Source organism: uncultured Sulfitobacter sp. (genome assembly GCF_964021855.1).
Taxonomy (GTDB): domain Bacteria; phylum Pseudomonadota; class Alphaproteobacteria; order Rhodobacterales; family Rhodobacteraceae; genus Sulfitobacter.
The window spans coordinates 354,498-377,650 of record NZ_CAXHZD010000004.1 but is presented as its reverse complement, the minus strand read 5'-3'; the positions used below and the strand labels follow the sequence as shown (position 1 = coordinate 377,650).

At 59.1% G+C, this 23,153-nt stretch carries 21 protein-coding genes; 15 read left to right on the top strand and 6 right to left on the bottom strand.

Features of this window, described 5'->3' with window-relative positions; all coding sequences use genetic code 11:
- Positions 1 to 25: 25 nt before the first annotated feature.
- From AADJ11_RS15285 to AADJ11_RS15260, 6 genes are all read left to right on the top strand, one after another.
- The gene (locus AADJ11_RS15285; RefSeq protein ID WP_341235375.1) at positions 26 to 1,495 is read left to right on the top strand and encodes a mannitol dehydrogenase family protein; all 1,470 of its coding nucleotides are present in this window, start codon (positions 26 to 28) and stop codon (positions 1,493 to 1,495) included.
- 203 nt (positions 1,496 to 1,698) lie between these two features.
- Positions 1,699 to 2,715, top strand: coding sequence for a BMP family protein (locus tag AADJ11_RS15280; RefSeq protein ID WP_341235374.1), 1,017 nt, complete (start codon positions 1,699 to 1,701; stop codon positions 2,713 to 2,715).
- A 4-nt stretch (positions 2,716 to 2,719) separates the two neighbouring features.
- Positions 2,720 to 4,261 carry an ABC transporter ATP-binding protein gene (locus AADJ11_RS15275; protein ID WP_341235373.1) on the top strand — a complete coding sequence of 514 codons (1,542 nt, stop codon included), beginning with the start codon at positions 2,720 to 2,722 and terminating at the stop codon, positions 4,259 to 4,261.
- Entirely contained in the window at positions 4,251 to 5,300 is a 1,050-nt protein-coding gene (locus tag AADJ11_RS15270) for an ABC transporter permease (protein ID WP_341235372.1), read from the top strand. Before AADJ11_RS15275 ends, AADJ11_RS15270 begins: the two co-directional genes overlap by 11 nt.
- The gene (locus AADJ11_RS15265; RefSeq protein ID WP_341235371.1) at positions 5,300 to 6,244 is read left to right on the top strand and encodes an ABC transporter permease; all 945 of its coding nucleotides are present in this window, start codon (positions 5,300 to 5,302) and stop codon (positions 6,242 to 6,244) included. Before AADJ11_RS15270 ends, AADJ11_RS15265 begins: the two co-directional genes overlap by 1 nt.
- A complete protein-coding gene (locus tag AADJ11_RS15260; protein WP_341235370.1) occupies positions 6,244 to 7,524 on the top strand; it encodes an amidohydrolase family protein in 1,281 nt (426 codons plus the stop codon). The genes AADJ11_RS15265 and AADJ11_RS15260 overlap by 1 nt, the downstream gene beginning before the upstream one ends.
- Before the next feature lie 21 nt (positions 7,525 to 7,545).
- Here AADJ11_RS15260 and AADJ11_RS15255 read toward each other — a convergent pair whose 3' ends face one another.
- From AADJ11_RS15255 to AADJ11_RS15245, 3 genes are all read right to left on the bottom strand, one after another.
- Entirely contained in the window at positions 7,546 to 8,247 is a 702-nt protein-coding gene (locus AADJ11_RS15255) for an endonuclease/exonuclease/phosphatase family protein (RefSeq protein WP_341235369.1), read from the bottom strand.
- Entirely contained in the window at positions 8,244 to 9,605 is a 1,362-nt protein-coding gene (locus tag AADJ11_RS15250; protein WP_341235368.1) for a phospholipase D-like domain-containing protein, read from the bottom strand. The genes AADJ11_RS15255 and AADJ11_RS15250 overlap by 4 nt, the downstream gene beginning before the upstream one ends.
- Positions 9,606 to 9,705: 100 nt before the next feature.
- The gene (locus AADJ11_RS15245; RefSeq protein ID WP_341235367.1) at positions 9,706 to 11,244 is read right to left on the bottom strand and encodes a trimethylamine methyltransferase family protein; all 1,539 of its coding nucleotides are present in this window, start codon (positions 11,242 to 11,244) and stop codon (positions 9,706 to 9,708) included.
- Between the two features lie 396 nt (positions 11,245 to 11,640).
- Here AADJ11_RS15245 and AADJ11_RS15240 point away from each other — a divergent pair, with 396 nt between their 5' ends.
- Positions 11,641 to 12,234, top strand: a complete 594-nt coding sequence (locus tag AADJ11_RS15240) for an outer membrane beta-barrel protein (protein ID WP_341235366.1) — start codon at positions 11,641 to 11,643, stop codon at positions 12,232 to 12,234.
- A 138-nt stretch (positions 12,235 to 12,372) separates the two neighbouring features.
- Here AADJ11_RS15240 and AADJ11_RS15235 read toward each other — a convergent pair whose 3' ends face one another.
- On the bottom strand, positions 12,373 to 13,545 hold the full coding sequence (locus tag AADJ11_RS15235) for a pyridoxal phosphate-dependent aminotransferase (protein WP_341235365.1): 1,173 nt from the start codon (positions 13,543 to 13,545) through the stop codon (positions 12,373 to 12,375).
- Positions 13,546 to 13,773: 228 nt separating this feature from the next.
- Here AADJ11_RS15235 and cysS point away from each other — a divergent pair, with 228 nt between their 5' ends.
- The 4 genes from cysS (at position 13,774) to AADJ11_RS15215 (ending at position 18,746) form a co-directional block, all read left to right on the top strand.
- Positions 13,774 to 15,252: a cysteine--tRNA ligase gene (gene cysS, locus AADJ11_RS15230; protein WP_341235364.1), complete on the top strand. Its 1,479-nt coding sequence runs from the start codon at positions 13,774 to 13,776 to the stop codon at positions 15,250 to 15,252.
- 124 nt (positions 15,253 to 15,376) lie between these two features.
- Positions 15,377 to 16,993 carry a citramalate synthase gene (cimA, locus tag AADJ11_RS15225; protein WP_341235363.1) on the top strand — a complete coding sequence of 539 codons (1,617 nt, stop codon included), beginning with the start codon at positions 15,377 to 15,379 and terminating at the stop codon, positions 16,991 to 16,993.
- 12 nt (positions 16,994 to 17,005) lie between these two features.
- Positions 17,006 to 17,989 carry an alpha/beta fold hydrolase gene (locus AADJ11_RS15220; RefSeq protein ID WP_341235362.1) on the top strand — a complete coding sequence of 328 codons (984 nt, stop codon included), beginning with the start codon at positions 17,006 to 17,008 and terminating at the stop codon, positions 17,987 to 17,989.
- A complete protein-coding gene (locus AADJ11_RS15215; RefSeq protein WP_341235361.1) occupies positions 17,979 to 18,746 on the top strand; it encodes a squalene/phytoene synthase family protein in 768 nt (255 codons plus the stop codon). Before AADJ11_RS15220 ends, AADJ11_RS15215 begins: the two co-directional genes overlap by 11 nt.
- Position 18,747: 1 nt before the next feature.
- On the opposite strand, the gene AADJ11_RS15210 is transcribed toward AADJ11_RS15215, so the two are convergent.
- Positions 18,748 to 19,971, bottom strand: a complete 1,224-nt coding sequence (locus AADJ11_RS15210) for an MFS transporter (RefSeq protein ID WP_341235360.1) — start codon at positions 19,969 to 19,971, stop codon at positions 18,748 to 18,750.
- 42 nt (positions 19,972 to 20,013) lie between these two features.
- Here AADJ11_RS15210 and AADJ11_RS15205 point away from each other — a divergent pair, with 42 nt between their 5' ends.
- The 3 genes from AADJ11_RS15205 to AADJ11_RS15195 are packed head-to-tail and all read left to right on the top strand — an operon-like array spanning position 20,014 to position 22,087.
- Positions 20,014 to 20,784 carry a precorrin-6A/cobalt-precorrin-6A reductase gene (locus tag AADJ11_RS15205; protein WP_341235359.1) on the top strand — a complete coding sequence of 257 codons (771 nt, stop codon included), beginning with the start codon at positions 20,014 to 20,016 and terminating at the stop codon, positions 20,782 to 20,784.
- Positions 20,785 to 20,792: 8 nt separating this feature from the next.
- Positions 20,793 to 21,425: a DNA-3-methyladenine glycosylase 2 family protein gene (locus tag AADJ11_RS15200; RefSeq protein ID WP_341235528.1), complete on the top strand. Its 633-nt coding sequence runs from the start codon at positions 20,793 to 20,795 to the stop codon at positions 21,423 to 21,425.
- A complete protein-coding gene (locus AADJ11_RS15195) occupies positions 21,422 to 22,087 on the top strand; it encodes an alpha/beta fold hydrolase (protein ID WP_341235358.1) in 666 nt (221 codons plus the stop codon). Before AADJ11_RS15200 ends, AADJ11_RS15195 begins: the two co-directional genes overlap by 4 nt.
- Here AADJ11_RS15195 and AADJ11_RS15190 read toward each other — a convergent pair.
- Positions 22,084 to 22,296: a DUF6434 domain-containing protein gene (locus AADJ11_RS15190; protein ID WP_341235357.1), complete on the bottom strand. Its 213-nt coding sequence runs from the start codon at positions 22,294 to 22,296 to the stop codon at positions 22,084 to 22,086. The genes AADJ11_RS15195 and AADJ11_RS15190 overlap by 4 nt on opposite strands.
- Before the next feature lie 210 nt (positions 22,297 to 22,506).
- On the opposite strand from AADJ11_RS15190, the gene AADJ11_RS15185 reads away from it, so the two are divergent.
- Positions 22,507 to 23,091, top strand: coding sequence for an HNH endonuclease (locus AADJ11_RS15185; RefSeq protein ID WP_093915216.1), 585 nt, complete (start codon positions 22,507 to 22,509; stop codon positions 23,089 to 23,091).
- Positions 23,092 to 23,153: the final 62 nt, after the last annotated feature.

The window sequence follows — 23,153 nt, the reverse complement described above, 5'->3', positions numbered from 1 at the left end:
ATTACCCCCTTAACCGGAGAATTTGATGGCTAAGCCGTTGACTCTAGATACTATTAAAGACCTACCCGCAGACATCCGCGTGCCATCTTATGCGCGTGCAAACCTGTCGCCGGGCATTGTTCATATCGGTCTTGGCAACTTTCACCGGGGCCATCAGGCGTGGTATCTGCACCGGCTTATGGACATGGGGCTGGCCCATGACTGGGCGATCATCGGGGCCGGGGTCCGCGCCGCTGACACTGCGCAGCGCGAACGCCTGAAGGCGCAGGATTACCTGTCTACGCTGATCAAGCTGGACCCAAACGGCAAATCGGCGGAAATCACCGGCTCAATGATCGGGTTCGTTCCGGTCGAGGATGATAACGCGGCGCTGATTGCCCAGATGGCCGACCCGGCGATCCGTATTGTGGCGCTGACCGTGACCGAAGGTGGCTATTATCAAAACGGGGCAGGCGGGTTTGACGCGGCCCATGCTGATATCGTGCATGACGCGGCCCATCCTGCGACGCCCAAAACCGCCTTTGGTGCGATGATCGCTGCGTTGAAGCTGCGCCGTGATGCCGGGCATGGTCCGTTTACCTGCCAATCCTGCGACAACCTGCAAGGCAATGGCGCGATCCTGCGCCGGACCGTGGTGGGGTTGGCAAAACTGTCTGACCCTGATCTGGCCGCTTGGATCGACACGAACTGCACCTTTCCCAATGCGATGGTCGATTGCATCGTGCCCGCAACGGGGCCTGCCGAACTGGCGCTTGCCCGTGAATTTGGCGTGGTTGATATGGCCCCCGTCACCCATGAAAACTTTCGCCAATGGGTGATCGAAGATGATTTTTGCGCCGGTCGCCCCGATTGGGATCTTGCCGGTGCTACCTTTACCGATGATGTGCACGCGTTCGAGGCGATGAAACTGCGTTTGTTGAACGCGGGCCACCAGATCATCGCGAACCCCGGTGAAATCCTGAACATCGAAACCATTTCGGAATGTATGGCGCATCCGACCATTCGCGCCTTTCTGCGCAAGGTCAGCTTGACTGAAAGCGCACCCCATGTGGATGCGGTGCCGGGGATGAGCGCGGAGGCCTATATCGATCTGATCGACACAAGGTTCAGCAATCCTGAAATCCGTGACACCGTACGCCGCGTGGCCTTTGACGGGGCGTCGCGTCATCCTGGGTTTGTGCTGCCCATCATACGCGATGCGCTTGCGGCGGGGGCAGCCATCGAAGGGCTGGCCCTGGTCGAGGCGCTTTGGGCGCGGATGTGCGAGGGGACGCGCGAGGACGGCAGTGTAATCGCCCCCAACGATCCCTATTGGGACGAGCTGCAGGCCGTCGCAGAGGCGGCCAAAACCAACCCGCAAGCGTGGTTGGATCAGGCGCGGATCTATAGCGGTCTGGGCCAATCCGAGGTCTTTGCCACGGCCTTTGACCGGTGGCTCAGGGTGATCTGGGCAGAGGGCGCGACCGCCGCCATGCAACGCTATATCGACAGCTGATTTAAGGCTGGCCATCGGTTGGGCAGGGTCCGCCCCCCAGTTCAATATGCGTTTGCTTGTTTATTGTGCAGGTGGCTTTGCCGATAAAACCATAGCGTGTTGCGCGGTGGTTTGTCTTGACCGTTTGGTAAAATACTCCTTGACCGGTCCATTGCTTCCAAAGCAGGCTTTGAGCAATCAAACACCAATGGGGAAGTATTACGATGGCAAAACTGAATTCTCGGATCGGTCGGCGCGGCTTTTTGGCGACAACCGCTGCGGCCGCTGTGCTGGCTGGAACATTTGGCGCGCCGGCTTTTGCAGCCGGGCCGATCAAGGTCGCTGGCATCTATACGGTGCCTGTTGAACAGCAATGGGTCAGCCGCATTCACAAGGCGGCGATGGCGGCCGAAACCCGCGGCGATATCGAATATGTCTATTCGGAAAATGTCAGCAACACCGACTATGCTCGGGTTCTGCGTGAATATGCTGAGGCGGGCAATACGCTGATCATCGGCGAGGTTTTCGGCGCAGAACAAGAGGCCCGCGAGGTCGCCGCCGATTACCCTGAGATCGCGTTTTTGATGGGATCAAGCTTTAAGGAAGACGCGGCGCTGCCCAATTTTTCAGTCTTCGATAACTACATTCAAGACGCATCCTATCTATCTGGTATCATTGCAGGTTCCATGTCTGAAAGCGGCAATATCGGCATGGTGGGTGGCTTCCCAATTCCCGAGGTGAACCGCCTCATGCACGCCTTTATGGCGGGTGCCAAGGAAATGAACCCTGACATCAAATTCCAGGTCAGCTTTATCGGGTCGTGGTTTGATCCACCCAAGGCCAAGGAAACCGCATTCGCGATGATCGAAAACGGTGCGGACATGCTTTATGCCGAACGTTTCGGTGTGTCGGACGCGGCCAAGGAAAAGGGCGTGCTGGCAATTGGCAACGTGATCGATACGCAGGCGGAATACCCTGAAACCGTCGTCGCCTCGGCGATCTGGAACTTTGAACCGACCTTGGACAAGGCAATTGCCGAAGTACAGGCTGGCACGTTCATGGCGGCGGATTACGGCGTCTATTCCTTTATGAAGGAAGGCGGCACCGTGTTGGCCCCGCTGGGCACGTTCGACGGTAAAGTCCCGCAAGCGGCACTGGATCTGGTCAAAAAACGCCAAGCTGAAATCATGTCGGGTGATTTTGTGGTCGAGATCAACGACGCAGAACCGACATCGTCGTAACCGCATGACCGGCAAGGCAGAGATCGTTCTGCGCCTTGACGCCATCACCAAATGCTTTGGCAAACTGGTCGCGAATGACGCGATCAGTTTGTCTTTGCATCGGGGGGAGGTCGTGGCGCTGCTTGGTGAAAACGGCGCGGGTAAAACCACGCTGATGAACATCCTTTTTGGCGGCTACACGGCCGATAGCGGGTCGGTTCAGGTGTTTGGTCAAACTCTGCCACCGGGTAATTCACGCGCCGCGTTGGATGCTGGCGTGGGCATGGTACATCAGCATTTCACCTTGGCGGATAATCTGACCGTTCTTGAAAACATCGCACTCGGCGGGCAGTCGTTGAAAGCGCTTCGTCTAAAAAAGCAGGAAACCCATAATAAAATCAAACGACTGTCGGATGAGTTTAATCTAAAAGTTGACCCGTCGGCGCGTGTTGGTAGCCTAACAGTTGGTGAACGCCAGCGGGTTGAGATCCTTAAGGCGCTGTATCGTGATGTGAAAATTCTGATCTTGGATGAACCCACCGCCGTTCTAACCCCTCAAGAGGCAGATGATTTGTTCGCAACCCTTCGTTTGGGGATAAAAAACGGACTATCGATCATCTTTATTTCCCATAAGTTACATGAGGTTATGGCGATATCTGACCGTGTGGCCGTGCTGCGCCACGGCAAACTCGTCGCCGAAACCCGGACTGCTGATACAGATAAAACTGCCCTATCGGCATTGATGATGGGATCAGCGGCAAAAGCGCCGGATATCACCGCAGCTACGCCCGGTAAGGTGTTGCTTTCATTAAATGATGTATCCACACCCGATATTGCGAATAGCCCCGGCCTGAAATCGGTTTCGCTTGAGCTGAAGGCAGGGCAAATCGTCGGTCTGGCTGGCGTGTCTGGCAATGGGCAAGCGGCCTTGGCCGATGTGGTTGGCGGGATGCGGATGCCGTCCCAAGGGGCGTTGGTGTTGAACGGCAAGACACTGACCCAGTGGTCGCCGCGTACAGCAGTTCAAAATGGCATCGCACGCATTCCCGAAGATCGCCATAAAACCGGTACCATCGCTGATTTTGACCTGACCGAGAACGCGATACTTGAAGGCTACGCATCCGCGCCGTTCAGCAAGGGTGGATGGATTTATTGGGCCAAAGCCAAGGGTTTTGCCACTGATATCATTGAAAAATACGACGTGCGCTGCCCCGGTCCGGACACCCGTATCAGGTTGCTATCGGGCGGGAATATGCAAAAGCTGATCCTTGGCCGGGTACTAGAGGCCGATCCGCAGATTGTACTGGCCAACCAGCCCGTGCGCGGCCTTGATATCGGCGCAGTAAACTATGTGCACAGCCAGCTTTTGGCGGCGCGGGATCGCGGCGCGGCGGTGTTGCTGATCTCGGAAGATTTGGATGAAATCATGAGCTTATCGGATGTTATTCACGTGATTGCGGGCGGGCGTCTTTCGCCCGGCTTTGATCGCGGCACCATGACCCCGGCAGAGCTGGGTATTTGGATGGCAGGTCAAGGTTTTGACGCGCAGGTGCCTCATGCGTCTTGAACCCATCGCGAACCCGTCTTTGGCGCGCAGCATTACGCCGCCAGCAATCGCTATCATCGCAACGGTGGTCATCGCGTCGCTGCTGGCGATGGTCGCGGGGGCGAACCCGTTTTCAGTGCTGGGGCTTATCCTGAAAGGCGCGTTCGGATCGCAATTCGCCCTGCTTGAGACGTTGAACCGCGCCACGCCGCTGATCTTTACCGGCTTGGCCATTGCGGTCGCGTTCAAGGCCAAGTTCTGGAACATCGGGGCCGAGGCGCAGTTATATGCCGGTGCGTTGATGACTGTGGTTTTGGGCACGGGCGCGCTGCCTTGGCCCAGCCTTGCCTTGATCCCGGCGCTGGCGATCGGCGCGGTGCTGGCCGGGGCGATTGTGCTGCTGGTGCCTGCGATCCTTAAAACCCGTTTCGGCGTGGACGAGGTCGTCACGACCTTGCTGTTCAACTTTATCTTTCTGTTGTTCATTTCGATGCTGTTGGAAGGGCCGCTGAAAGACCCGATGGGCATGGGCTGGCCCAAGTCCGCGCGCCTGATCCCCGAGGCACGTTTACCACGGATTGTTGAAGGGCTGCGGCTGCATTGGGGATTTGCGCTGGCAATACTCTGTGCCTGTGCGGTGTGGGTGATCCAGACGCGCAGCACCTTGGGGTATGAAATGCGCGCCGTGGGTCTGAACCGCGACGCAGCTGCGTTCGCGGGCATTCCGGTGAATGCGGTGCTGGTGAAAACGGCGCTGCTGTCGGGTGGGCTAGCCGCATTGGCGGGGTTTTCCGAAGTGGCGGGGCTCAAGGGGAGCCTGACGCTCGATCTGTCGCCGGGGTTCGGCTATACGGGCATTATCGTGGCCATGCTGGCGTTGCTAAATCCGCTGGGTGTCATCGTGTCTGCGCTGTTCGTCGCGGGGATTTTCGTGGGCGCTGACAGCATGAGCCGTGCGGCAGGTGTGCCGACCTATCTGGCGGATATGATGCTGGCCACGGCGCTGCTGTTGATGGTGCTAGCGATCATGCTGACCCGGTTCAGGGTGGTGCGCGACTGATGGAAATTCTTGATATCCTGATCTCGGCCAGTTTCTGGGCCGCTGCTATCCGCATCGCAACGCCGCTGATTTTGGCCACGATGGGCGAACTGATCTGTGAACGCGCAGGTGTGCTGAACCTTGGCATCGAAGGGATCATGGTCGCGGGGGCCTTTGCGGGGTGGATGGCGGTGTATTCGGGGACGGGCCTATGGGTCGGCGTGGCCGTGGCGATGGTGGTTGGCATGGGCTTTGGCCTGTTGCACAGCGTGCTGACGGTGCCGTTTGGGCTGTCGCAGCACGTGGTGGGGCTGGGCGTGACGTTGCTGGCCACGTCCTCGACCTATTATGCCTACCGCTTGGCGCTGCCGCAGGTGACCAGCCCGCCCAAGATCGACGCGTTCCAGCCGTATGAAATCCTGCTGCTGTCAGACATCCCGCTGCTGGGCCAAGCGTTGTTTTCGCAAACGCCGTTCACCTATCTGGCCTTTGTCCTCGTCGCGGCGACCAGCGTGATGCTGTATCGCACGCCTTTGGGCCTTGCGGTGCGTGCAGCAGGCGAAAGCCCGGCGGCGGTGGCGGCGCAGGGGCTGTCCGTGACGGCGATCCGCATGGGGGCGGTAATCGTGGGCAGCGGGTTTATGGCGATGGGCGGCGCGTTTCTGACCATGTCCGCCTTTGACAGCTTTTTCTTCGAGATGGTGAACGGGCGTGGCTGGATTTGCATCGCTTTGGTGGTGTTCGGATCATGGATGCCGGGCAAGGCGTTGCTGGGGGCGGTCTTGTTCGCCGCCTTTGACGCGTTGCAAATCCGCGTGCAGCAAACCAGCTTTGGCGCGGATATCCCCTATCAAATCTTCCTCATGGCGCCGTATATCTTGTCCATCATCGCTTTGGTGCTGGTGTCGCGCCGCGCCCAAGTGCCCGCCGCCTTGATGGTGCCGTTCAACAAAGGAGAACGCTGATGTTTGATCTGATCGTAAAGGGCGGCACGCTGCCGGACGGGCGTGTGACGGATATTGGCATCGCGGGTGGCAAGATCACCGCGATGGACCAGTTGGGTGACGCGCAGGCAGGCGAAGTGATTGATGCCTCTGGCGATCTGGTCAGCCCGCCCTTTGTCGATCCGCATTTTCATATGGACGCGACACTCAGCTACGGCATCCCGCGCATCAATGCTTCGGGTACGCTGCTTGAGGGGATCGGCCTTTGGGGTGAGTTAAAGCAAGTGATGACCCAGGACGAGGTGGTTGCCCGCGCGCTGACCTACTGCGATTGGGCGGCGTCCATGGGGCTGCTGGCGATCCGGTCCCATGTGGATACCTGCGATGACAGGTTGCTGGGGGTAGAGGCGTTGCTGCAGGTGCGCGAGCACGTCAAGGACTACATCGACCTGCAACTGGTCGCCTTTCCGCAAGACGGGTTCTACCGTGATCCAACCGCCCGCGATAACACGATACGCGCGCTTGAAATGGGCGTAGACGTGGTGGGCGGCATCCCGCATTTTGAACGCACCATGGCAGACGGGGCCGCATCTGTGCGTGACCTGTGCGAGATCGCCGAGGCACGCGGCCTGATGGTCGATATGCATTGCGACGAAACCGATGACCCGATGTCGCGGCATATTGAGACGCTGGCGTATCAAACGACGCGCCTCGGGTTGCAGGGGCGCGTGGCGGGGTCGCATCTGACCTCGATGCATTCGATGGACAATTACTATGTGTCCAAGCTGCTGCCCCTGATCGCAGAGGCGCAGATCAGCGCGATACCGAACCCGCTGATCAACATCGTGCTGCAAGGGCGGCATGATACTTATCCCAAACGCCGTGGGCTGACACGGGTCAAGGAAATGCTGGCCATGGGGATCAACGTAGGCTGGGGGCAGGATTGCGTGTTGGACCCGTGGTATTCGCTGGGGACGGGCGACATGCTGGATGTGGCATTCATGGGCCTGCACGTGGCGCAGATGACCAGCCCTGACGAGATGCGTAAATGTTTTGATATGGTGACCACGGCCAATGCGCGCACCATGGGGTTAGAGGATTACGGCTTGCACGTGGGGGCCAAGGCATCATTGGTGGTGCTGGATGCCGGCGACCCGATCGAGGCGCTGCGCCTGCGCGCGAACCGTCTGTGCGTGATCGCTAAGGGCAAGGTGATCGCACGGGGGCCACGGTCGGATACAGCGCTGACGCTACCGGGCCGTCCGGGCAGCGTGGTGCGACGGCATAGAACGCTGGAGTGACGGCGCTAGCTTGATATGGCGCTAGTTTGACCGTGTGAAATCCAGCCAGATCGGCAGGTGATCAGATCCGCGTTGTGCATCGTGCGTTTCAATGACGCCGCCGCCGACCACGGTCAGGTCATCATCTATCGCGATCCGGTCTAGCGCGGCCACAGGCATGCGCGCGTGAAAGCTTTTGCCCGGCGCGTGGATGGTAAAGTGATGCGCCAAACGGCCAAGGCCCACGGTTTGCGACCATTCGTTCATATCGCCCGCGATCAGCGTCGGGCGGCGGTCGCGTTCGTCCAGATGCGTGATCAGCGCGGTCAGTTGTGCGCGACGGGCCCACCGCATCAATCCCAGATGGGTGGCAATAATGCGCAGCTCGACGCCCGCGATGTCGGCATCGACCACCATTGCGCCGCGCGGTTCGGCACCGGGCAGATTGATGTGCTGTACGTCCTGTATATCCGCGCGCGGCGTCAGCAAAACTGCGTTGCCATGCCAGCCAATGCTGACGGGGCTGGGCACGGGCACGGGGATCAGACCGGTTTCAACTGTCAGCATGTCCATGGGCAGGGCCGAGGGGCGCTGCCCCATGCGCATGTCGGCCTCTTGCAACACGACAATTTCAGCGTCCAGATCACGGATAATACGCATGATCCGTTCAGGGTCGCGCTGACGGTCCGTGCCTTTGGCCTTGCGCATATTATAGCTGGCGATGCGAAGCGTGGGTTGGGTCACAAGATGGGCGCTCCGATGCGAAAGACCCCTTCGGCCAGACGGCGCGGCAGGTGGGGGTGGGGGCTGTTGGTGTGGCAATCTTTTTGCCGGGCGATAAACCAGTCGGCAACCTGCGTGACCGATCCGGCATCATATAGAAATATCATCGCCTCAAAGTTCAAGAGCATACTGCGCACGTCGAAATTGGCGGTACCCACGACGGCGACATCATCAATGACCGACGCTTTGGCGTGGATCATGCGGGGGGTGAAGTAATATACCTTTGCCCCTGCGGCCTCGGCGTCGCGCAGATATCCGCCACGGGCAAAGTCAGCGATATGCTGGTTGGATTTCTGCGGCACGATAATACGCACATCAACGCCGCGCAGGGCGGCGATCCTGATCGCGTTGGCCAATGGTTCGGTGGGCACAAAATAAGGCGTCGCGATCCAGATGCGTTTATGGGCCAGATGCAGCGCGCGGATCAGCCCGTCGTGCAGCGGGTCTTCGACGATATCGGGGCCGGAGGGGATGAGCTGCAGCGTTGAATTGCCCGCGGTGTCGGGGGCCTTGGTGATCGCTTCGACGTCTTTGCCGCTCGCGACCTCCCAATCGGAGCGGTAAACATCGCAAAAGGCCTGAACGCTCATGCCTTCAATGGTGATGGCCAGATCAACCCAGTGGTCATCGGCGGGTGCGTCGGTCATGTAGTGGCAGCCGATGTTCATCCCGCCCGAAAACACGCGCGCATTATCGGCAATGATGATTTTGCGGTGGTTGCGCAGGTTCAGGTGGCCGGTGCCGGGCAATTGCAGGAACGGAGAGAAATACAGCACATCCCCGCCAGCCTTTTTAAGCGCATCAAGTGCTTTGTGTGGCCCGCGCATGGTGCCAAAGCGGTCCATCAACAGGCGCACCTTTACGCCAGCCTTGGCCTTGTTGGTCAGGGCGTGGACAAAGCGCGCCCCGGTATCGTCATCGGCGACAATATAGAACAGACAATCGATGCTGTGCTGCGCGCTTTCAATCGTTTGAATGACCGCCTCGAACGCGGCCTGCGGGGTTTCGAGCAGCTTGAAATGCTGCGCCTCAAGGGCGGGGGGCATTTCGAAATTCTGAAAGGTGTGATCAAGATCATGCACCGGGGTCTGGTGGTGTTCACGCCGCGTGAAACGGATCGGCGCATAGCGTTTGCCCTGTTTGCGGAAACCCAATCCGACAAATACTGGCACAGCCACATAGGGCAGCAAGACAAGGAACAGGATCCATGCAGCAGTGGATTGCGGGCTGCGGCGTTGTTGCAGCAAGACAAAGGCCACCATCAGCGTCAGCAGGGTGACGCCGACCACTTCGATATGGGCGATGATGAAGTTGATCATGGATGTCTCCGCCAAAGGTCCGGGCGCGGGGGCCACATGGCAGCCCCCGCTTCCCCAGACTTAGCAGAGCATCCGTTGAAGTCACGGAGAGAGTTGCACCTTAGGCGGGCAGGTGGATGTTGAACCTTTCGCGGATCATTCGGTCTGTCTGCGGATCAAACCGCGCGGTGGCACGTTGCGCTAGGATTTCCTCTTTGCGGGCGGTGGCGCGTGCCAGCAGGTCGGGCCTGCCCAGTTCGGCCCATTCCTTGGGGGATGTGCGGTCAGCCAGCGTGGGGTAGATATATTCGGTCTGCATCAGGCTCAAGGTCTGGTCAGACCCCAGGTAATGCCCCGGCCCGCCGATACAGGTGGCGCGGATGACCTCAAGGCTGACGCTGTCTTCGGTCACCTCGATCCCGCGGACACAGCGCAGGGCCTGACCGATCAGATCGTCGCCCAATATCAGCGATTCAAGGCAGTACCCCAAGAGCGACGCATGCATGCCCGCAGCCTCGTAAACCATGTTCAGGCCTGACATGCCCGCCATCACATTTGACATCGCCTGTTCCCAACCGGCTTGCATGTCGGGCAGCTTGGCATCTGCAATGCCAGCCGCGGCACCACCGGGCAGATCGTAATAGCGGTGCATCTGCGCGCATCCGGCAGTAAGCAGCGCTTGTTCGCCAGACCCGCCGGACATTGCGCCGGTGCGCAGGTCGCTGACAAAGGGCCATGTGCCAAAGATTGCAGGATGCCCCGGTTTCACGGCGTTGACATAGACAAGACCGGCCAGACATTCGGCAACGGCCTGTACGATGGCACCGGCAATGGGGGCAGGGGCGGTGGCTCCTGCTTGACCCGCCGACAGAAGCAAGATCGGCATGCCGCCTTCGATCAACGCCTCCATCACCAGACAGCTTTCAGTGGCGAATTTCATCGGGGGGACGACAAAGCAGTTCGAATTGGACACGAAAGGCCGCTCGCGCCATTTGTCTTCGCCGCCTGCAATCATGTGCAGCAGCTCCAGCCCGTGTGGCACGAACGAAGGCTCGGTAAAGGAAACGCCCACATGTTTGGTCGTGCCCGCACAGCAGGCGTAGATCGAGTTCAAATCCATCTCGAGGTTGTCAGGAATGTCGCGGCACACCATGGGACGTTGCACGAAATGTAAATTGTCGAGCTGGTCGGCAATCCGAGCGGCATCATGCAGGTCTTGCACACCGCATTCGCGGTAGGTGCGCCCGTCAACGTCAACCAGATGCACGGCTGCCCCGGCGGTACCGTAATGGACCCGCGTGCCAGACAGCTCCAGATCATGTTTGGGGTCACGGGCGTGTAAGGTGACAGAGCGATTGGCACGGGCAATCGTGTCTTCGATCAAGGCCCGCGGAAAGCGGAGCCTGCCATCATCGCCCAAGATCGCCCCGGCACCCGTCATATAAGCAACGCCAGAGGGGGGCGCGTCTGCAAGGCCGATTTGTTCCAGCGCGTCCAAGGCGGCATGGTGGATGCGTTCTATTGCAGCGGGGGACAGAGGATTAAAGGTACCGCCGGACATGCCCGCGCGGACGGGGCGCAGATGATCGGCAAGGGGGGCGGCGCGGGCCGCACGGCGTGCAGCGCGACCACCAGAGCGGTGAGGTGTTTGTATGGTCATATGGGTTTCCAGCAAGTGAGGGGAAAAGGGGTGGCGGTTGCTAGCCCCTTGCTGGCGCGCCCCGTGCGGCGCGGCCCCGTTCAGCCCCGATGGTGCGGATGATACAGACGATGATGCAATGCTCTGTTTTCATGCAGCTTCCCTCCGAATGGTTCCAATGCTGCGCAGATAAATTTGGGCCATCTGTCTTGTTTGCGACGCCTATCCTGTTTGCGACCCAATGTTTGCTGGGCGAGGGCGGCAAATCACCGCCGATACGGTGGCGCAAATCAGCAACAAATGACCGATCACCAACCCGTTACTGGGATCAGGTGAACCCAATCCCTAGATGCAGCGTTGTGTAACCGAGGCGGGATGACCCGCTGAGTAATTACGAGAGATCAAGGAGTTATGATCATGAAACGTTCAATGAAATACACAACGCTCGCCGCAGCAGCTACTTTCGCGATGGGCGGTTCCGCCTTTGCAGGCAGCTTGGAAGATCCAATCGTTGAGCCGGTGATGACTGCGCCTGTTGTTGTGGCTGATATGGGCGGCAACTGGACAGGTTTCTATACTGGTCTGCAACTGGGTTACGCTGACGCAGACGGCCAAGGCGCACTGGACGGTGACAACGGTTCCTACGGTTTCCACGCCGGGTACGACTATGACTTTGGCAAGTTCGTTCTGGGTGGTGAACTTGACTATGACAAAACCGACATCGATCTGGGTGGTGCGGCGACAATCGACTCCGTTGCGCGTGCCAAAATCAAAGGCGGGTATGACCTGGGCAACACATTGGTCTATGCGACCGGTGGTTATGCATTGGCTGACACATCCGGCGGCGACGAAGACGGTGCGTTCTACGGTATCGGCATGAGCTATAAAGTGTCCGAGCAGTACACCGTTGGTGCCGAGCTTCTTGAGCACCGCTTTACCGATCTGGGTGGTACAGCTGGTAACGATCTGGACGCCACAACCTTCACCGTGCGCGGTTCCTACCGCTTCTAAGCGAAACGTCTAAATAAAACTGGCGGTGTGCCGTTCGGAGGCGTCTGGAAAAGGCGCCTCCGGCGGGGATATTTAAAAGCCAGAGAAAAGGGACCGGGGTATACTCTCCGGTCCCTTTTTCGTTGCCGTCTATGGTTGTTACTGTGCGCGGCTTTCCGCGAAGGCGCACAGTGTTTTTAGGGCCTGCGCGAATGCGGTGTCTTCGATGGTCATGGCGACCCTGATATGGCCGGCGGCTGCGGTGCCAAAGCTTTCGCCGGGCATGACGGCGATATGATGCGCGTCCAGCAGTGCATAGGCAAAGTCTTCGCCAGACATGCCGGTGCTGCGTATATCTAGCATCAGATACATTGCGCCGTCCGCAGGCACCAAGCTTACGGCGTTTTGCTGGGCGATGATGTCTTGCGCCAGCATCCGACGACGCTGGAACGGGGCGGCAATTTCAGTTTCGAATGCTGGGCCTTGGTTCAACGCGAATTCGGCAGCGTCTTGGATATAGCCGGGGACACCGTAAGTCGTGTGGGTCGCTAGGTTGGTCAGATGTTCAACCGCGTCCTCTGGCCCGAGGATCCAGCCGCAGCGCGATCCGGTCATTGCGTGGCTTTTTGACATTGATCCGATGACAAGGGTCCGCTCCGCCATATCCGGCAGCGCGCGGGGCGACAGATGGGTGCCGTTCCACACTTGAGTATCATAGACCTCGTCCGAGATCAGCCACAGTTCATTGTCCTTACAGACCTGTGCAATCGCGTCGAGCGTCGGGCGGGTATAGACCACACCCGTGGGGTTGTTGGGTGAATTGATGAGCAGCGATTTTGCCCCCGGTGCGGCAGCAGCGATTTCGTCGCCTTGGGGTTGGAAGGCGTCCCTAGCATGCGCTGGGATCGCCTTGGGAATGGCGCTGACCCCGCGGATGGTGCCGGGATAGGTCGCATAATAGGGATCAATGAATAGAGCCGTGTCACCGGGGTTGGTCGCCGCAGCGTGGGCGGCAAACAGCGCGGACTGACCACCGGGGGTAATCACCACGTTGTCGCGGGTTGTTTTCACGCCTGTGCGGTTTTGCACGCGCTGGGCGACGGTATCGCGCAGGGTCGTAGTGCCCGAAATCGCGGCATAGCCGGTGTGCCCGGCAAGGGCGGCGCGGTGCATGTCTTGCAGGATCGGGGCCGCCGTGCGGATATCATGTTCGCCAATCGTCAGCTCGGTCACCGGGGTACCGTCGGCAATCATTTGACGCGCCCGCAGGAAAACACCCCAACCGTCTGAACCGCCGCCCAAAATGCCGGTAAGCCGTTTAGATATCTGCATGGTTTGTCTCCCTTTGTGATGTGCTGGCGCAGGGGCGCAGAGGCGGGGCAAATTGTCAATCAGCCTTGACCTTGGGGGCGGCCCCGCGCTAGGCAAGTGCCATGAATATGAACACACCAATTATTTGCTGTATTTCCTGCTGAGACTTTCCAGCGGGCCTGTTCATAGCGTTTTCTTTTCAAACCAAATGTGCCATGCCCGCGCCATACTTGCGTAAGGACGCGCCATATGACGACGATCAAGCTGCACAACACGAAAACCCGCAAACGCGAGGACTTCGTTCCCATCGATCCTGCAAACGTGCGGATGTATGTCTGCGGGCCCACTGTCTATGACCGCGCGCATCTGGGCAACGCGCGGCCTGTGATCGTGTTTGACGTGCTCTACCGGTTGCTGCGCTATGTGTACGGGCCGGACCACGTGACCTATGTGCGCAATTTTACGGATGTGGATGACAAGATCAACGCGCGTGCCGCTGAAAGTGGCCGGTCGATTGGAGAGATCACCGCCGAGACGACGCAGTGGTTTCTGGACGATATGGCGGACGTTGGCGCGCTTGCACCGAACGAGATGCCGCGCGCGACGGCCTATATCCCGCAGATGGTTAAGATGATCGAGGAGCTGATCGCCAAGGGCCATGCCTATCCTGCCGAGGGGCATGTGCTGTTCCGTGTGCGCAGTTACGAAAAATATGGGGCGCTGTCGGGGCGTTCGGTCGATGATATGATCGCGGGCGCGCGGGTCGAAGTGGCCCCCTACAAAGAAGATCCGATGGATTTCGTGCTGTGGAAACCGTCGGATGATGCAACGCCGGGTTGGGGCAGCCCGTGGGGCCGTGGCCGTCCGGGGTGGCATATCGAATGCTCGGCCATGGCGGATGAATTGCTTTGGAAAAAACCGTTGGCCGAGGATCGCCTGTCGGATGAGGCAAAAAAGCACCCCCATGTGTTCGATATTCATGGTGGCGGCTTGGATTTGCAATTCCCGCACCACGAGGACGAGATCGCGCAGAGCTGCTGCGCAAATGGCACCGACGAGATGGCACGGTATTGGCTGCATAACGAGATGTTGCAGGTCGAGGGCAAGAAGATGTCCAAGTCCTTGGGCAACTTCTTTACCGTGCGTGATTTGCTGGATCAGGGCGTTCCGGGCGAGGTGATCCGGTTCGTGATGCTGAGTACGCATTACCGCAAGCCGATGGACTGGACTGAGAAGAAGCGCGAAGAGGCGGAGAAGACTTTAAAAAAATGGACAGGCATTTTTCTGAGCGCCGGAATGGTTAATAAGCGTTTTCCAAATGACAGTGTTGATAGTCAATTAATAGCTGCCCTAAGTGATGATCTAAATACTCCACTTGCGATTGCTCGGCTGCATGAGATGTACGCTCTTGCAAAAAAAGATGAGGAACATTTGGGGGTTTTCTACGCTTCTTTACAATTTTTGGGAATTAGTGAGAAAACAAATCTCGCGGCTTCAGCGCATTTTGATGATGCAATGGCGAAAACAGAGTTTCCAACCTTTCGTGAACTTGAGCTACGTTTGATAGCGGCGAGGGATCAGGCGATGATTTCCAAAGATTTTGGCGATGTTGATCGGTTAAAGAAGTGCCTTGTTGACGCTGGTGTGGAAGTCCAAATGAGTAAAATCAGTGTCACGTTAAAAAAGACCCCACGTTTCGACCCAGCCAAATTAGAGGCCCTCAAATGATGTGCCTCACAACACAGACCTGTTTCCGGCCGCGGGGGGGGCTTGTCCCCGCCCGGGGGGGCGGCCGGGGACAGGTCGTGCAAGAGGCACGACCTAAGATGGGGACAAACGCGAGGGCATTCTTATGACCCGCGAACGCCTCTACCTCTACGACACCACCCTCCGCGACGGGCAGCAAACTCAAGGGGTGCAATTCTCGACCGCCGAGAAGATCACCATCGCCAACGCCCTAGACACGCTTGGTGTGGATTATATCGAAGGCGGATGGCCGGGGGCGAACCCCACCGACTCTGCATTTTTCGACGATGCGCCCCGCACCCGCGCCAAGATGACGGCGTTCGGTATGACCAAACGCGCGGGCTTCTCGGCCGAGAATGACGACGTGCTGGCCGCCGTAATGAATGCGGGCACGGATACCGTTTGCCTTGTGGGCAAAACCCATGATTTTCATGTGACCGCCGCCCTTGGCATCGAGCTGTCTGAAAACACCGAAAACATATCCAAATCAATCGCCTATCTGGTCGCCCAAGGCCGCGAGGCACTGTTTGATGCGGAACACTTCTTTGACGGGTACCGCGCCAACACCGACTATGCTCTGACAGCGATCAAGGCGGCCTATGACGCAGGTGCGCGCTGGATCGTGCTGTGCGACACCAATGGCGGCACCCTGCCAGCCGAGGTGGCGCGCATCACGTCCGAGGTGATCGCGGCGGGCATCCCCGGCACGCATCTGGGCATCCATACGCATAATGACACCGAAAACGCGGTGGCCTGTTCGCTGGCCGCAGTGGATGCAGGCGCGCGGCAAATTCAGGGCACGTTGAACGGGCTTGGTGAACGCTGTGGCAATGCGAACCTCACCACACTGATCCCGATTTTGCTGCTGAAAGAACCCTATGCCAGCGCCTATGACACCGGCATCAGCCTGCCCGCGCTTGAGGGGCTGACCCAGATCAGCCGCAGTCTGGATGAAATACTGAACCGTGTGCCGATGAAGCAAGCGGCGTTTGTCGGGTCGTCGGCCTTTGCCCACAAGGCGGGGCTGCACGCATCTGCGATTTTGAAAGACCCCACCACATATGAGCATATCCAGCCCGAGCTGGTCGGCAATGCCCGGATCATTCCAATGTCCAATCAGGCGGGGCAATCCAATCTGCGCCGCCGTTTGGAAAGCGCAGGGCTGACGGTTGCCAAGGGCGATCCGGCGCTTGGGTTGATCCTGGATCAGGTCAAGGCGCGCGAGGCGGATGGCTATAGCTATGACACCGCGCAGGCGAGCTTTGAGCTGCTGGCGCGGCAGGCCTTGGGGCAGATGCCGGATCTTTTCGAGGTCAAGCGCTACCGCGTGACGGTCGAGCGGCGCAAGAACAAGTATAACCAAATGGTGAGCCTGTCCGAGGCCGTGGTGGTCGTGAAGGTCGATGGTGAAAAGCGCCTGTCGGTCAGCGAAAGCATGGATGCCGAGGGCTGCGATCGCGGCCCGGTGAACGCGTTGTCCAAGGCGCTGGTCAAGGATTTGGGCCAATATTCTGCCCTGCTAGAAGACATGCATCTGGTCGATTTCAAGGTGCGCATCACCCAAGGCGGCACCGAAGCGGTGACCCGTGTCATCATCGACAGTGAAGACGGGCAGGGGCGGCGTTGGTCCACTGTCGGGGTTTCGGCAAACATAGTGGATGCGTCGTTTGAGGCGCTGTTGGATGCGATCCGTTGGAAGCTTATCCGCGATAGCAAAGCATAAAGGGCAATGAAAATGCTGCTTAAGATTGCTCTGACGGTTGTGCTGAGCGTGGCGATCACGCTGGGTGTCGCCGTTGTTCTGGTTTTGACCGATCCGCCCAAACCTGTGGCCGAGCGTAAGGTGTTGGATTTCGAAGCATATCTGTCGCAAGACGCCGCCATGCCGGTGATCCCACCGTTGCTAAGCACCCCCATGCGCGACGGCTATGGGTTGAAATATCGGCGGTTTGACGGACCAGTGGGCGCGCCGCTGCTGGTGCTTGTACACGGGTCTGGCTGGCACGGGCTGCAATTCGTGGAGATGGCCGAAAAGCTCAGCGAGAAGGCCACGGTTCTTGCCCCCGATCTGCGTGGTCACGGAACAGCACCGGGGCGGCGTGGGGACATCGATTATATCGCGCAGCTTGAGGATGATTTGATCGACCTGATCACCGCCGAACATATGCCGGGCCAAAAGATCGTGATGGGCGGGCATTCCTCTGGCGGCGGGCTGGTTACGCGGTTTGCGGGCAGCGAATACGGGCCGCTGTTGGATGGTGCGGTGCTGCTGGCCCCGTTCCTCAAGCATAACGCGCCGACAACGCAGCAAAACTCTGGCGGGTGGGAAACCGTGCAACTGCGCCGGATGATCGGGTTGTCGATCCTGAACGCCTTCCACATCACGGCGTTGAACGATAAAACAGTGATCCAATTCGCAATGCCCCAGCAGGTGTTGGACGGCCCCTTGGGCGATACTGCGACTACCGCCTATAGCTATCGTTTGAACGCGGGCTTTGCGCCGCGCGGCGATTATTTGGGTGATGTGGCGGCGTTGCCAAAGTTTTTGGTGGCGGCCGGTGCCGATGACAGCGCGTTTTTCGCAGATAAATACGAGGGGACGATGGCCCCGGTGAACGACAATGGCACCTATGTGATAGTGCCGGACTACGGTCATTTGGCCATCGTTGACGCCCCAGAAACAGCTCAGGCGATACTGGATTTCTTGGATGGAATTTAACGATGATCTGACCGCCTGCGCTGCGATTGTTGAACGCGCGGACCCGTTGCGGTTTCGCACGGCCATGGCGGCACCCCTTGCGGCGCGGCGGGTTCTGTTTCCGCTTTATGCGTTCAACATCGAAGTGGCGCGCGCGCCATGGGTGACGCAAGAGGCGATGATCGCGGAAATGCGCCTGCAATGGTGGCGCGATGTGTGTGATGAAATTGCTCAATCCGGTGCCGTGCGCCGGCACGAGGTTGCGACGCCCTTGGGTGCCGTCATCGCGCCCGATCACGCGCAGCATCTTGATACGCTGGTTGGCGCGCGCAGGTGGGATATCTACCGCGATGCGTTCGAGGACGAGGCGCATTTTGACGCATATATTGATCAGACGGCGGGTAGCTTGATGTGGGTTGCGGCCTCCAGCTTGGGCGCGGCGGATGAAGCTGTCGTGCGCGATGCAGGCTATGGCGCGGGCGTGGCCGCATGGTTACAGGCGATCCCGCAACTGGTGGAACAGGGGCGTATCCCCTTACTTGATGGCACCGATGCAGGCGTATCAGCATTGGCCCGCAAGGCACTGACGCGGCTGGAAAAAGCCCGCCAATCGCGTGGCAAAGTATCGGCGGCCGCGCGGCCCGCGCTGTTTAGCATCGGGGCAAGCGCAGAGGTGCTTAAGGCCGCGATTGATACGCCGTCGCGCGTCGGGTCTGGCAGCTTGCCGCCGCTGGATCGGTTTGCGCTGTCGTGGCGCGCCCTCAGCGGGCGTTGGTAGGTTACGCCTGTTCAGGTTTCTGGCGCAACACCAGCCAGATCAACGCACCACCGGCCAGCACCAGAAACGGGATCATCGCGATGTTCACGGCGGCCCAGCCTTCGACCGGGCTGCCGCCTGAACAGTTCATCAGCCCGCCACTGGCCAGCGATGCAAAGGTGACGCCGCCGAACACCAGCAGATCGTTCAGCCCCTGCATGCGCCCGCGTTCATGTGGTTCATGCGCGCCAGCCAACATCGAGGTGGCCCCGATAAAGCCAAAGTTCCAGCCGATCCCCAGCAAGATCAACGCGATGTAGAAATTGCCCAGTTCAACCCCTTGCAAGGCGACCATGCCCGCAACCGCCAGAATTGCGATGCCAAGGCCAAGGATTTTCTCGACCCCGAAACGTGCGATCAGATGCCCGGTAAAGAACGACGGCGCATACATCGCCAGTACGTGGCCGGTCACGATATGCGACGCATCCACGATGTCATAGCCACAGCCCACAACCGCCAACGGTGTGGATGTCATGACCAGATTCATCAGCGCATAAGACACCATGCCGCAAACCACAGCGACGGCGATCCGGGGCGTCTTGAGCAGCTCCATCCGCGAGCGGCCCTTGGGCGCGTCGACAGCGGGGACAGGCGGCTTGGGGATTTGCAAAAAGGCGAAAAGCGCCATGCCCGCAGCATTCAGCGCAATCGCGGCAACATACACCGGCAGAAACCGGATGACAGTCGCGTCAGGGTTGGAGGCCGTCAGTATGCCCACCAATTGCGGACCGATCACCGCCGATAGCAGCCCGCCCGCCATCACATAGGAAATCGCCTTGGGCCGGTAATCATCAGAGGCGGTATCAGTTGCCGCAAAGCGGAAAAAACCCTGCGATGACATGTAGATACCCGTTAGGTAACTGCCCAGCAGAAAGACCAGAAAGCTTTCAATGGTCAGGGCATAGGCACAAAGTGCGGCACCAGCCATCCCGCCAAACGCCCCCACCACGAAACCCGCGCGCCGCCCGAACCGTTGCATGACGCCCGATAGCCAAGGCGCGGTCGTCATGGACCCGAACACGATCATCGAGATCGGCAAAGTGGCCAAGCACAGATTGGGCGAAAGCTGCTGCCCCGCCAATCCACCAACTACGAAATACATCGGCATCTGGCTGCCAAGGAAAGCCTGCGCGATGACCAGAACGGTCACATTGCGCTTGGCGCGGGTGTCATCAATCATTGTCATGCCAACGGGGTAAACTCAGGTTTTGGGATCGGCAAGCCCCTTGTGTCTGCGCGCTGGCTGGGCGACGGTTGGCGGATGGATCAGGCTTCTCAAATATTGTTAATCGCGGGCAGCGCCGAGGCGCATGATATCGCAACCCAAATCGCGCAGAATGGGCAAGGAATGCAGGCGATCCTGCGTGCGCCCGAACGCAGCTTTGGCCCCTTGGCCGTGCCCTCGCAAATCTGGGCACCCGCGTCTGTGGGGGATATGAAGTTTTTTCTGGCACAGCAGCGCATCACTGCGATTTGCGATGCGGGCCATGGGTTTGATAGCGATGTGTCTGATATTGCAGCGGCCGCCGCCGCGGAAATGGGCCTCGCCTATGCGCGGGTGCTGCGGCCGGTTTGGCCGATCGATCCTCCCGTTTTGCGCGCCGCATCTGCCCGGGCCGCAGCTGATATGATTTTGCCGGGCGCACGGGTCTTTGCCGCGACGGGCAGGGGATCTGTGCCCGAATTCGCACCGTTCAAGGGGGCCAAGCTGTTCCTGCGCCAAAACGGTCCCAAGATGCGCAGCGCCTTGCCTGATTTCGTGGAACCCGTGTTTGGAAGGCCACCCTTTACCAGCGCGCAGGAAATGGCACTGTTTCGGGAATTGGACATCGACACGCTGATTTGCCGGAACGTGGGCGGTGCCCCCAGCCGGCCCAAACTGGATGCCGCACGCGAAATGGGCCTGCGCAGCATTGTGATCGACAGACCAGCCCCGCCAGCGGGCGCGCATGTGCTGACATCTGCCAAGGACGCGCTGGACTGGCTGGATACCCTATGAGCACCGATATGAGCGTCGGTCGGATCATCACCTGCGACGCGGATGTCGCCGAGGGGGCGGCGTGGCTGGCCGACACACAGCCCCGTTTTGCCAACGCGTTGCAGGCCACCGGCCCGTTGCCGCTGCGATTACGTGCCGACGGGTTCGACGCCTTGATCGGGGCGATTATCAGCCAGCAGGTGTCCGTCGCCTCCGCCAACGCAATGCGCGCCAAGATGGATGCGCAGGGCCTGACCCACGAGGCGGCGATTATCGCAGCTGGCGAGGACGGCTTGCGCGCGGCAGGCCTTAGCCGTCAAAAAATCCGTTATGCTTTGGCGCTGGCGCAGGCGGGGATCGACTATGACGCCCTGCGTGATGCGCCCAATAACGATGTGATCAATACCCTGACCGCGATCCCCGGTGTTGGCACTTGGACGGCGCAAATCTATGCGATGTTTTCGCTGGGCCGCGCCGATGTCTTTGCCGAGGGCGATCTGGCCTTGCAAGAGGCCGCAAAAACGCTTTTTGATCTGCCAGAGCGGCCAAAGTCGAAACAGCTTGCACAGATGGCCGAGGATTGGTCGCCATGGCGATCGGTTGCAGCCCGCGCGCTGTTTTCGTACTACCGCGTTGTAAAACAAAGGGAAGGGATCACATGACACGTGTCTTAAATGCAGAACGCCGCGAACCGATATCGGGGGAAACGCGGTCTGCCGTCGTGTTCTTGCACGGCTATGGGGCCAATGGTGCCGACCTGTTGGGCTTGGCTGATCCCTTGGGCGAACATCTGCCCGACACGCTGTTTATTGCCCCCGACGCGCCAGAGGCCTGCGCCGGTGCCCCGATGGGGTTTCAGTGGTTTCCAATCCCGTGGATCGATAATTCATCCGAGGAAGAATCCGAACGCGGCATGATGCAGGCGGTCCAAGACCTCAATTCATTCCTCGACGCGCTGATGGTGGACGAAGATTTGCTGCCCGAACAGGTGGTGCTCTTTGGCTTTAGCCAAGGCACGATGATGGCGCTGCACGTGGCCCCGCGCCGCGAAGACGCTGTGGCAGGCGTTGTGGCGTTTTCGGGTCGTTTGCTCAGCCCGGATAGCCTCAAGGACGATGCGGTTGTGCGCCCGCCGGTTCTGTTGATCCATGGCGATGCAGATGACGTGGTGCCGCCGCAATCGCTGCCCGAAGCGGCCCAAGCCTTGCAAGACGCCGGTTGGACGGACGTGTTCGCCCATATCATGAAAGGCACCGGTCACGGCATTGCCCCCGACGGGTTAAGCGTGGCACTGGCCTTCATGCGCGATAAACTGGGGCTCTAAACGCCCCCTTGGCGGCGTGTCCATTCATCGGCCACGTCGCCCATTGTTTTCGGCACACCGCTCCGGATCCACGCCATAAACGGGCGGTCGAACTTGAACGCGTCGCCGCACTGATTGCGTAGAAACCGCCTCACATTCTGGGTCGATTTATAATTGCCATCCAGCGGCGTCGCGCGGCTGATCTCATCCGCATGCCAGTCAAACTTCATATCCTCGCGCTCCTGTGTCGACGGTATTTTGATCATTATATCCGTTATACGGCCATTCTTCATATGCCTGTTACTTAACCATCATACCGTTTCTGCGACATCTTGTGTTTATTTGCGACTTGTCAGGCGCAAAACACGAGATATAGTTTTAACCATCGGCGGGGCTGTTCCCGCCGGACCGGACGCGGAACGGCAAAGGGTTTAAGTTACATGGACGGCGATTTCAGAACAGAATTTACGCGCAGCCCGGCAGGGTTGAAACACAAACCAGCCTTGGTGCTGAATGCGGATTACAGGCCATTGTCCTACTATCCGTTGTCGCTGTGGCCCTGGCAGGACGCGATCAAGGCGAAATGGCTGGACCGGGTGGATATCGTCGCCGAGTACGATGAATACGTGCACAGCCCCTCGATGGAGATACGCATCCCCTCGGTGGTCGTCCTCAAAGATTATGTAAAACCTCAAAAGCGCGTGGCCTTCACGCGCTTTAATTTATTTCTGAGGGACGAATTCTGCTGCCAATATTGCGGCGCGCGGGGTGATCTGACCTTTGACCACGTGGTGCCGCGCGCATCGGGTGGTATCACAAGCTGGCAAAACGTGGTGGCAGCCTGCAGCCCGTGCAATCTGCGCAAAGGATCCAAAGCGCTGCACCAAACCGGTTTTCAACTGCGCAAACCGCCCCGCCAACCCGATGCAGAGGAATTGCGCAACATGGGGCGCAAGTTCCCGCCAAACCACCTGCATGAAAGCTGGATGGATTTTCTCTATTGGGATGCCGAACTTCAGGCCTGATCCTTACATTCTCTGGCTTTTAAATATCCCGGGGGTCGGGGGGCTGGCCCCCCGCCGCTTGC

Coding starts and splice junctions, on each gene's coding strand:
- AADJ11_RS15275 (WP_341235373.1), top strand. CDS start 2,720: ATGACCGGCAAGGCAGAGATCGTTCTGCGCCTTGACGCCATCACCAAA.
- AADJ11_RS15245 (WP_341235367.1), bottom strand. CDS start 11,244: ATGACCATACAAACACCTCACCGCTCTGGTGGTCGCGCTGCACGCCGT.
- AADJ11_RS15220 (WP_341235362.1), top strand. CDS start 17,006: ATGCTGCTTAAGATTGCTCTGACGGTTGTGCTGAGCGTGGCGATCACG.
- AADJ11_RS15270 (WP_341235372.1), top strand. CDS start 4,251: ATGCGTCTTGAACCCATCGCGAACCCGTCTTTGGCGCGCAGCATTACG.
- AADJ11_RS15280 (WP_341235374.1), top strand. CDS start 1,699: ATGGCAAAACTGAATTCTCGGATCGGTCGGCGCGGCTTTTTGGCGACA.
- AADJ11_RS15260 (WP_341235370.1), top strand. CDS start 6,244: ATGTTTGATCTGATCGTAAAGGGCGGCACGCTGCCGGACGGGCGTGTG.
- AADJ11_RS15210 (WP_341235360.1), bottom strand. CDS start 19,971: ATGACAATGATTGATGACACCCGCGCCAAGCGCAATGTGACCGTTCTG.
- AADJ11_RS15215 (WP_341235361.1), top strand. CDS start 17,979: ATGGAATTTAACGATGATCTGACCGCCTGCGCTGCGATTGTTGAACGC.
- AADJ11_RS15195 (WP_341235358.1), top strand. CDS start 21,422: ATGACACGTGTCTTAAATGCAGAACGCCGCGAACCGATATCGGGGGAA.
- AADJ11_RS15285 (WP_341235375.1), top strand. CDS start 26: ATGGCTAAGCCGTTGACTCTAGATACTATTAAAGACCTACCCGCAGAC.
- cysS (WP_341235364.1), top strand. CDS start 13,774: ATGACGACGATCAAGCTGCACAACACGAAAACCCGCAAACGCGAGGAC.
- AADJ11_RS15240 (WP_341235366.1), top strand. CDS start 11,641: ATGAAACGTTCAATGAAATACACAACGCTCGCCGCAGCAGCTACTTTC.
- AADJ11_RS15200 (WP_341235528.1), top strand. CDS start 20,793: ATGAGCGTCGGTCGGATCATCACCTGCGACGCGGATGTCGCCGAGGGG.
- AADJ11_RS15190 (WP_341235357.1), bottom strand. CDS start 22,296: ATGAAGTTTGACTGGCATGCGGATGAGATCAGCCGCGCGACGCCGCTG.
- AADJ11_RS15185 (WP_093915216.1), top strand. CDS start 22,507: ATGGACGGCGATTTCAGAACAGAATTTACGCGCAGCCCGGCAGGGTTG.
- AADJ11_RS15235 (WP_341235365.1), bottom strand. CDS start 13,545: ATGCAGATATCTAAACGGCTTACCGGCATTTTGGGCGGCGGTTCAGAC.
- AADJ11_RS15250 (WP_341235368.1), bottom strand. CDS start 9,605: ATGATCAACTTCATCATCGCCCATATCGAAGTGGTCGGCGTCACCCTG.
- cimA (WP_341235363.1), top strand. CDS start 15,377: ATGACCCGCGAACGCCTCTACCTCTACGACACCACCCTCCGCGACGGG.
- AADJ11_RS15265 (WP_341235371.1), top strand. CDS start 5,300: ATGGAAATTCTTGATATCCTGATCTCGGCCAGTTTCTGGGCCGCTGCT.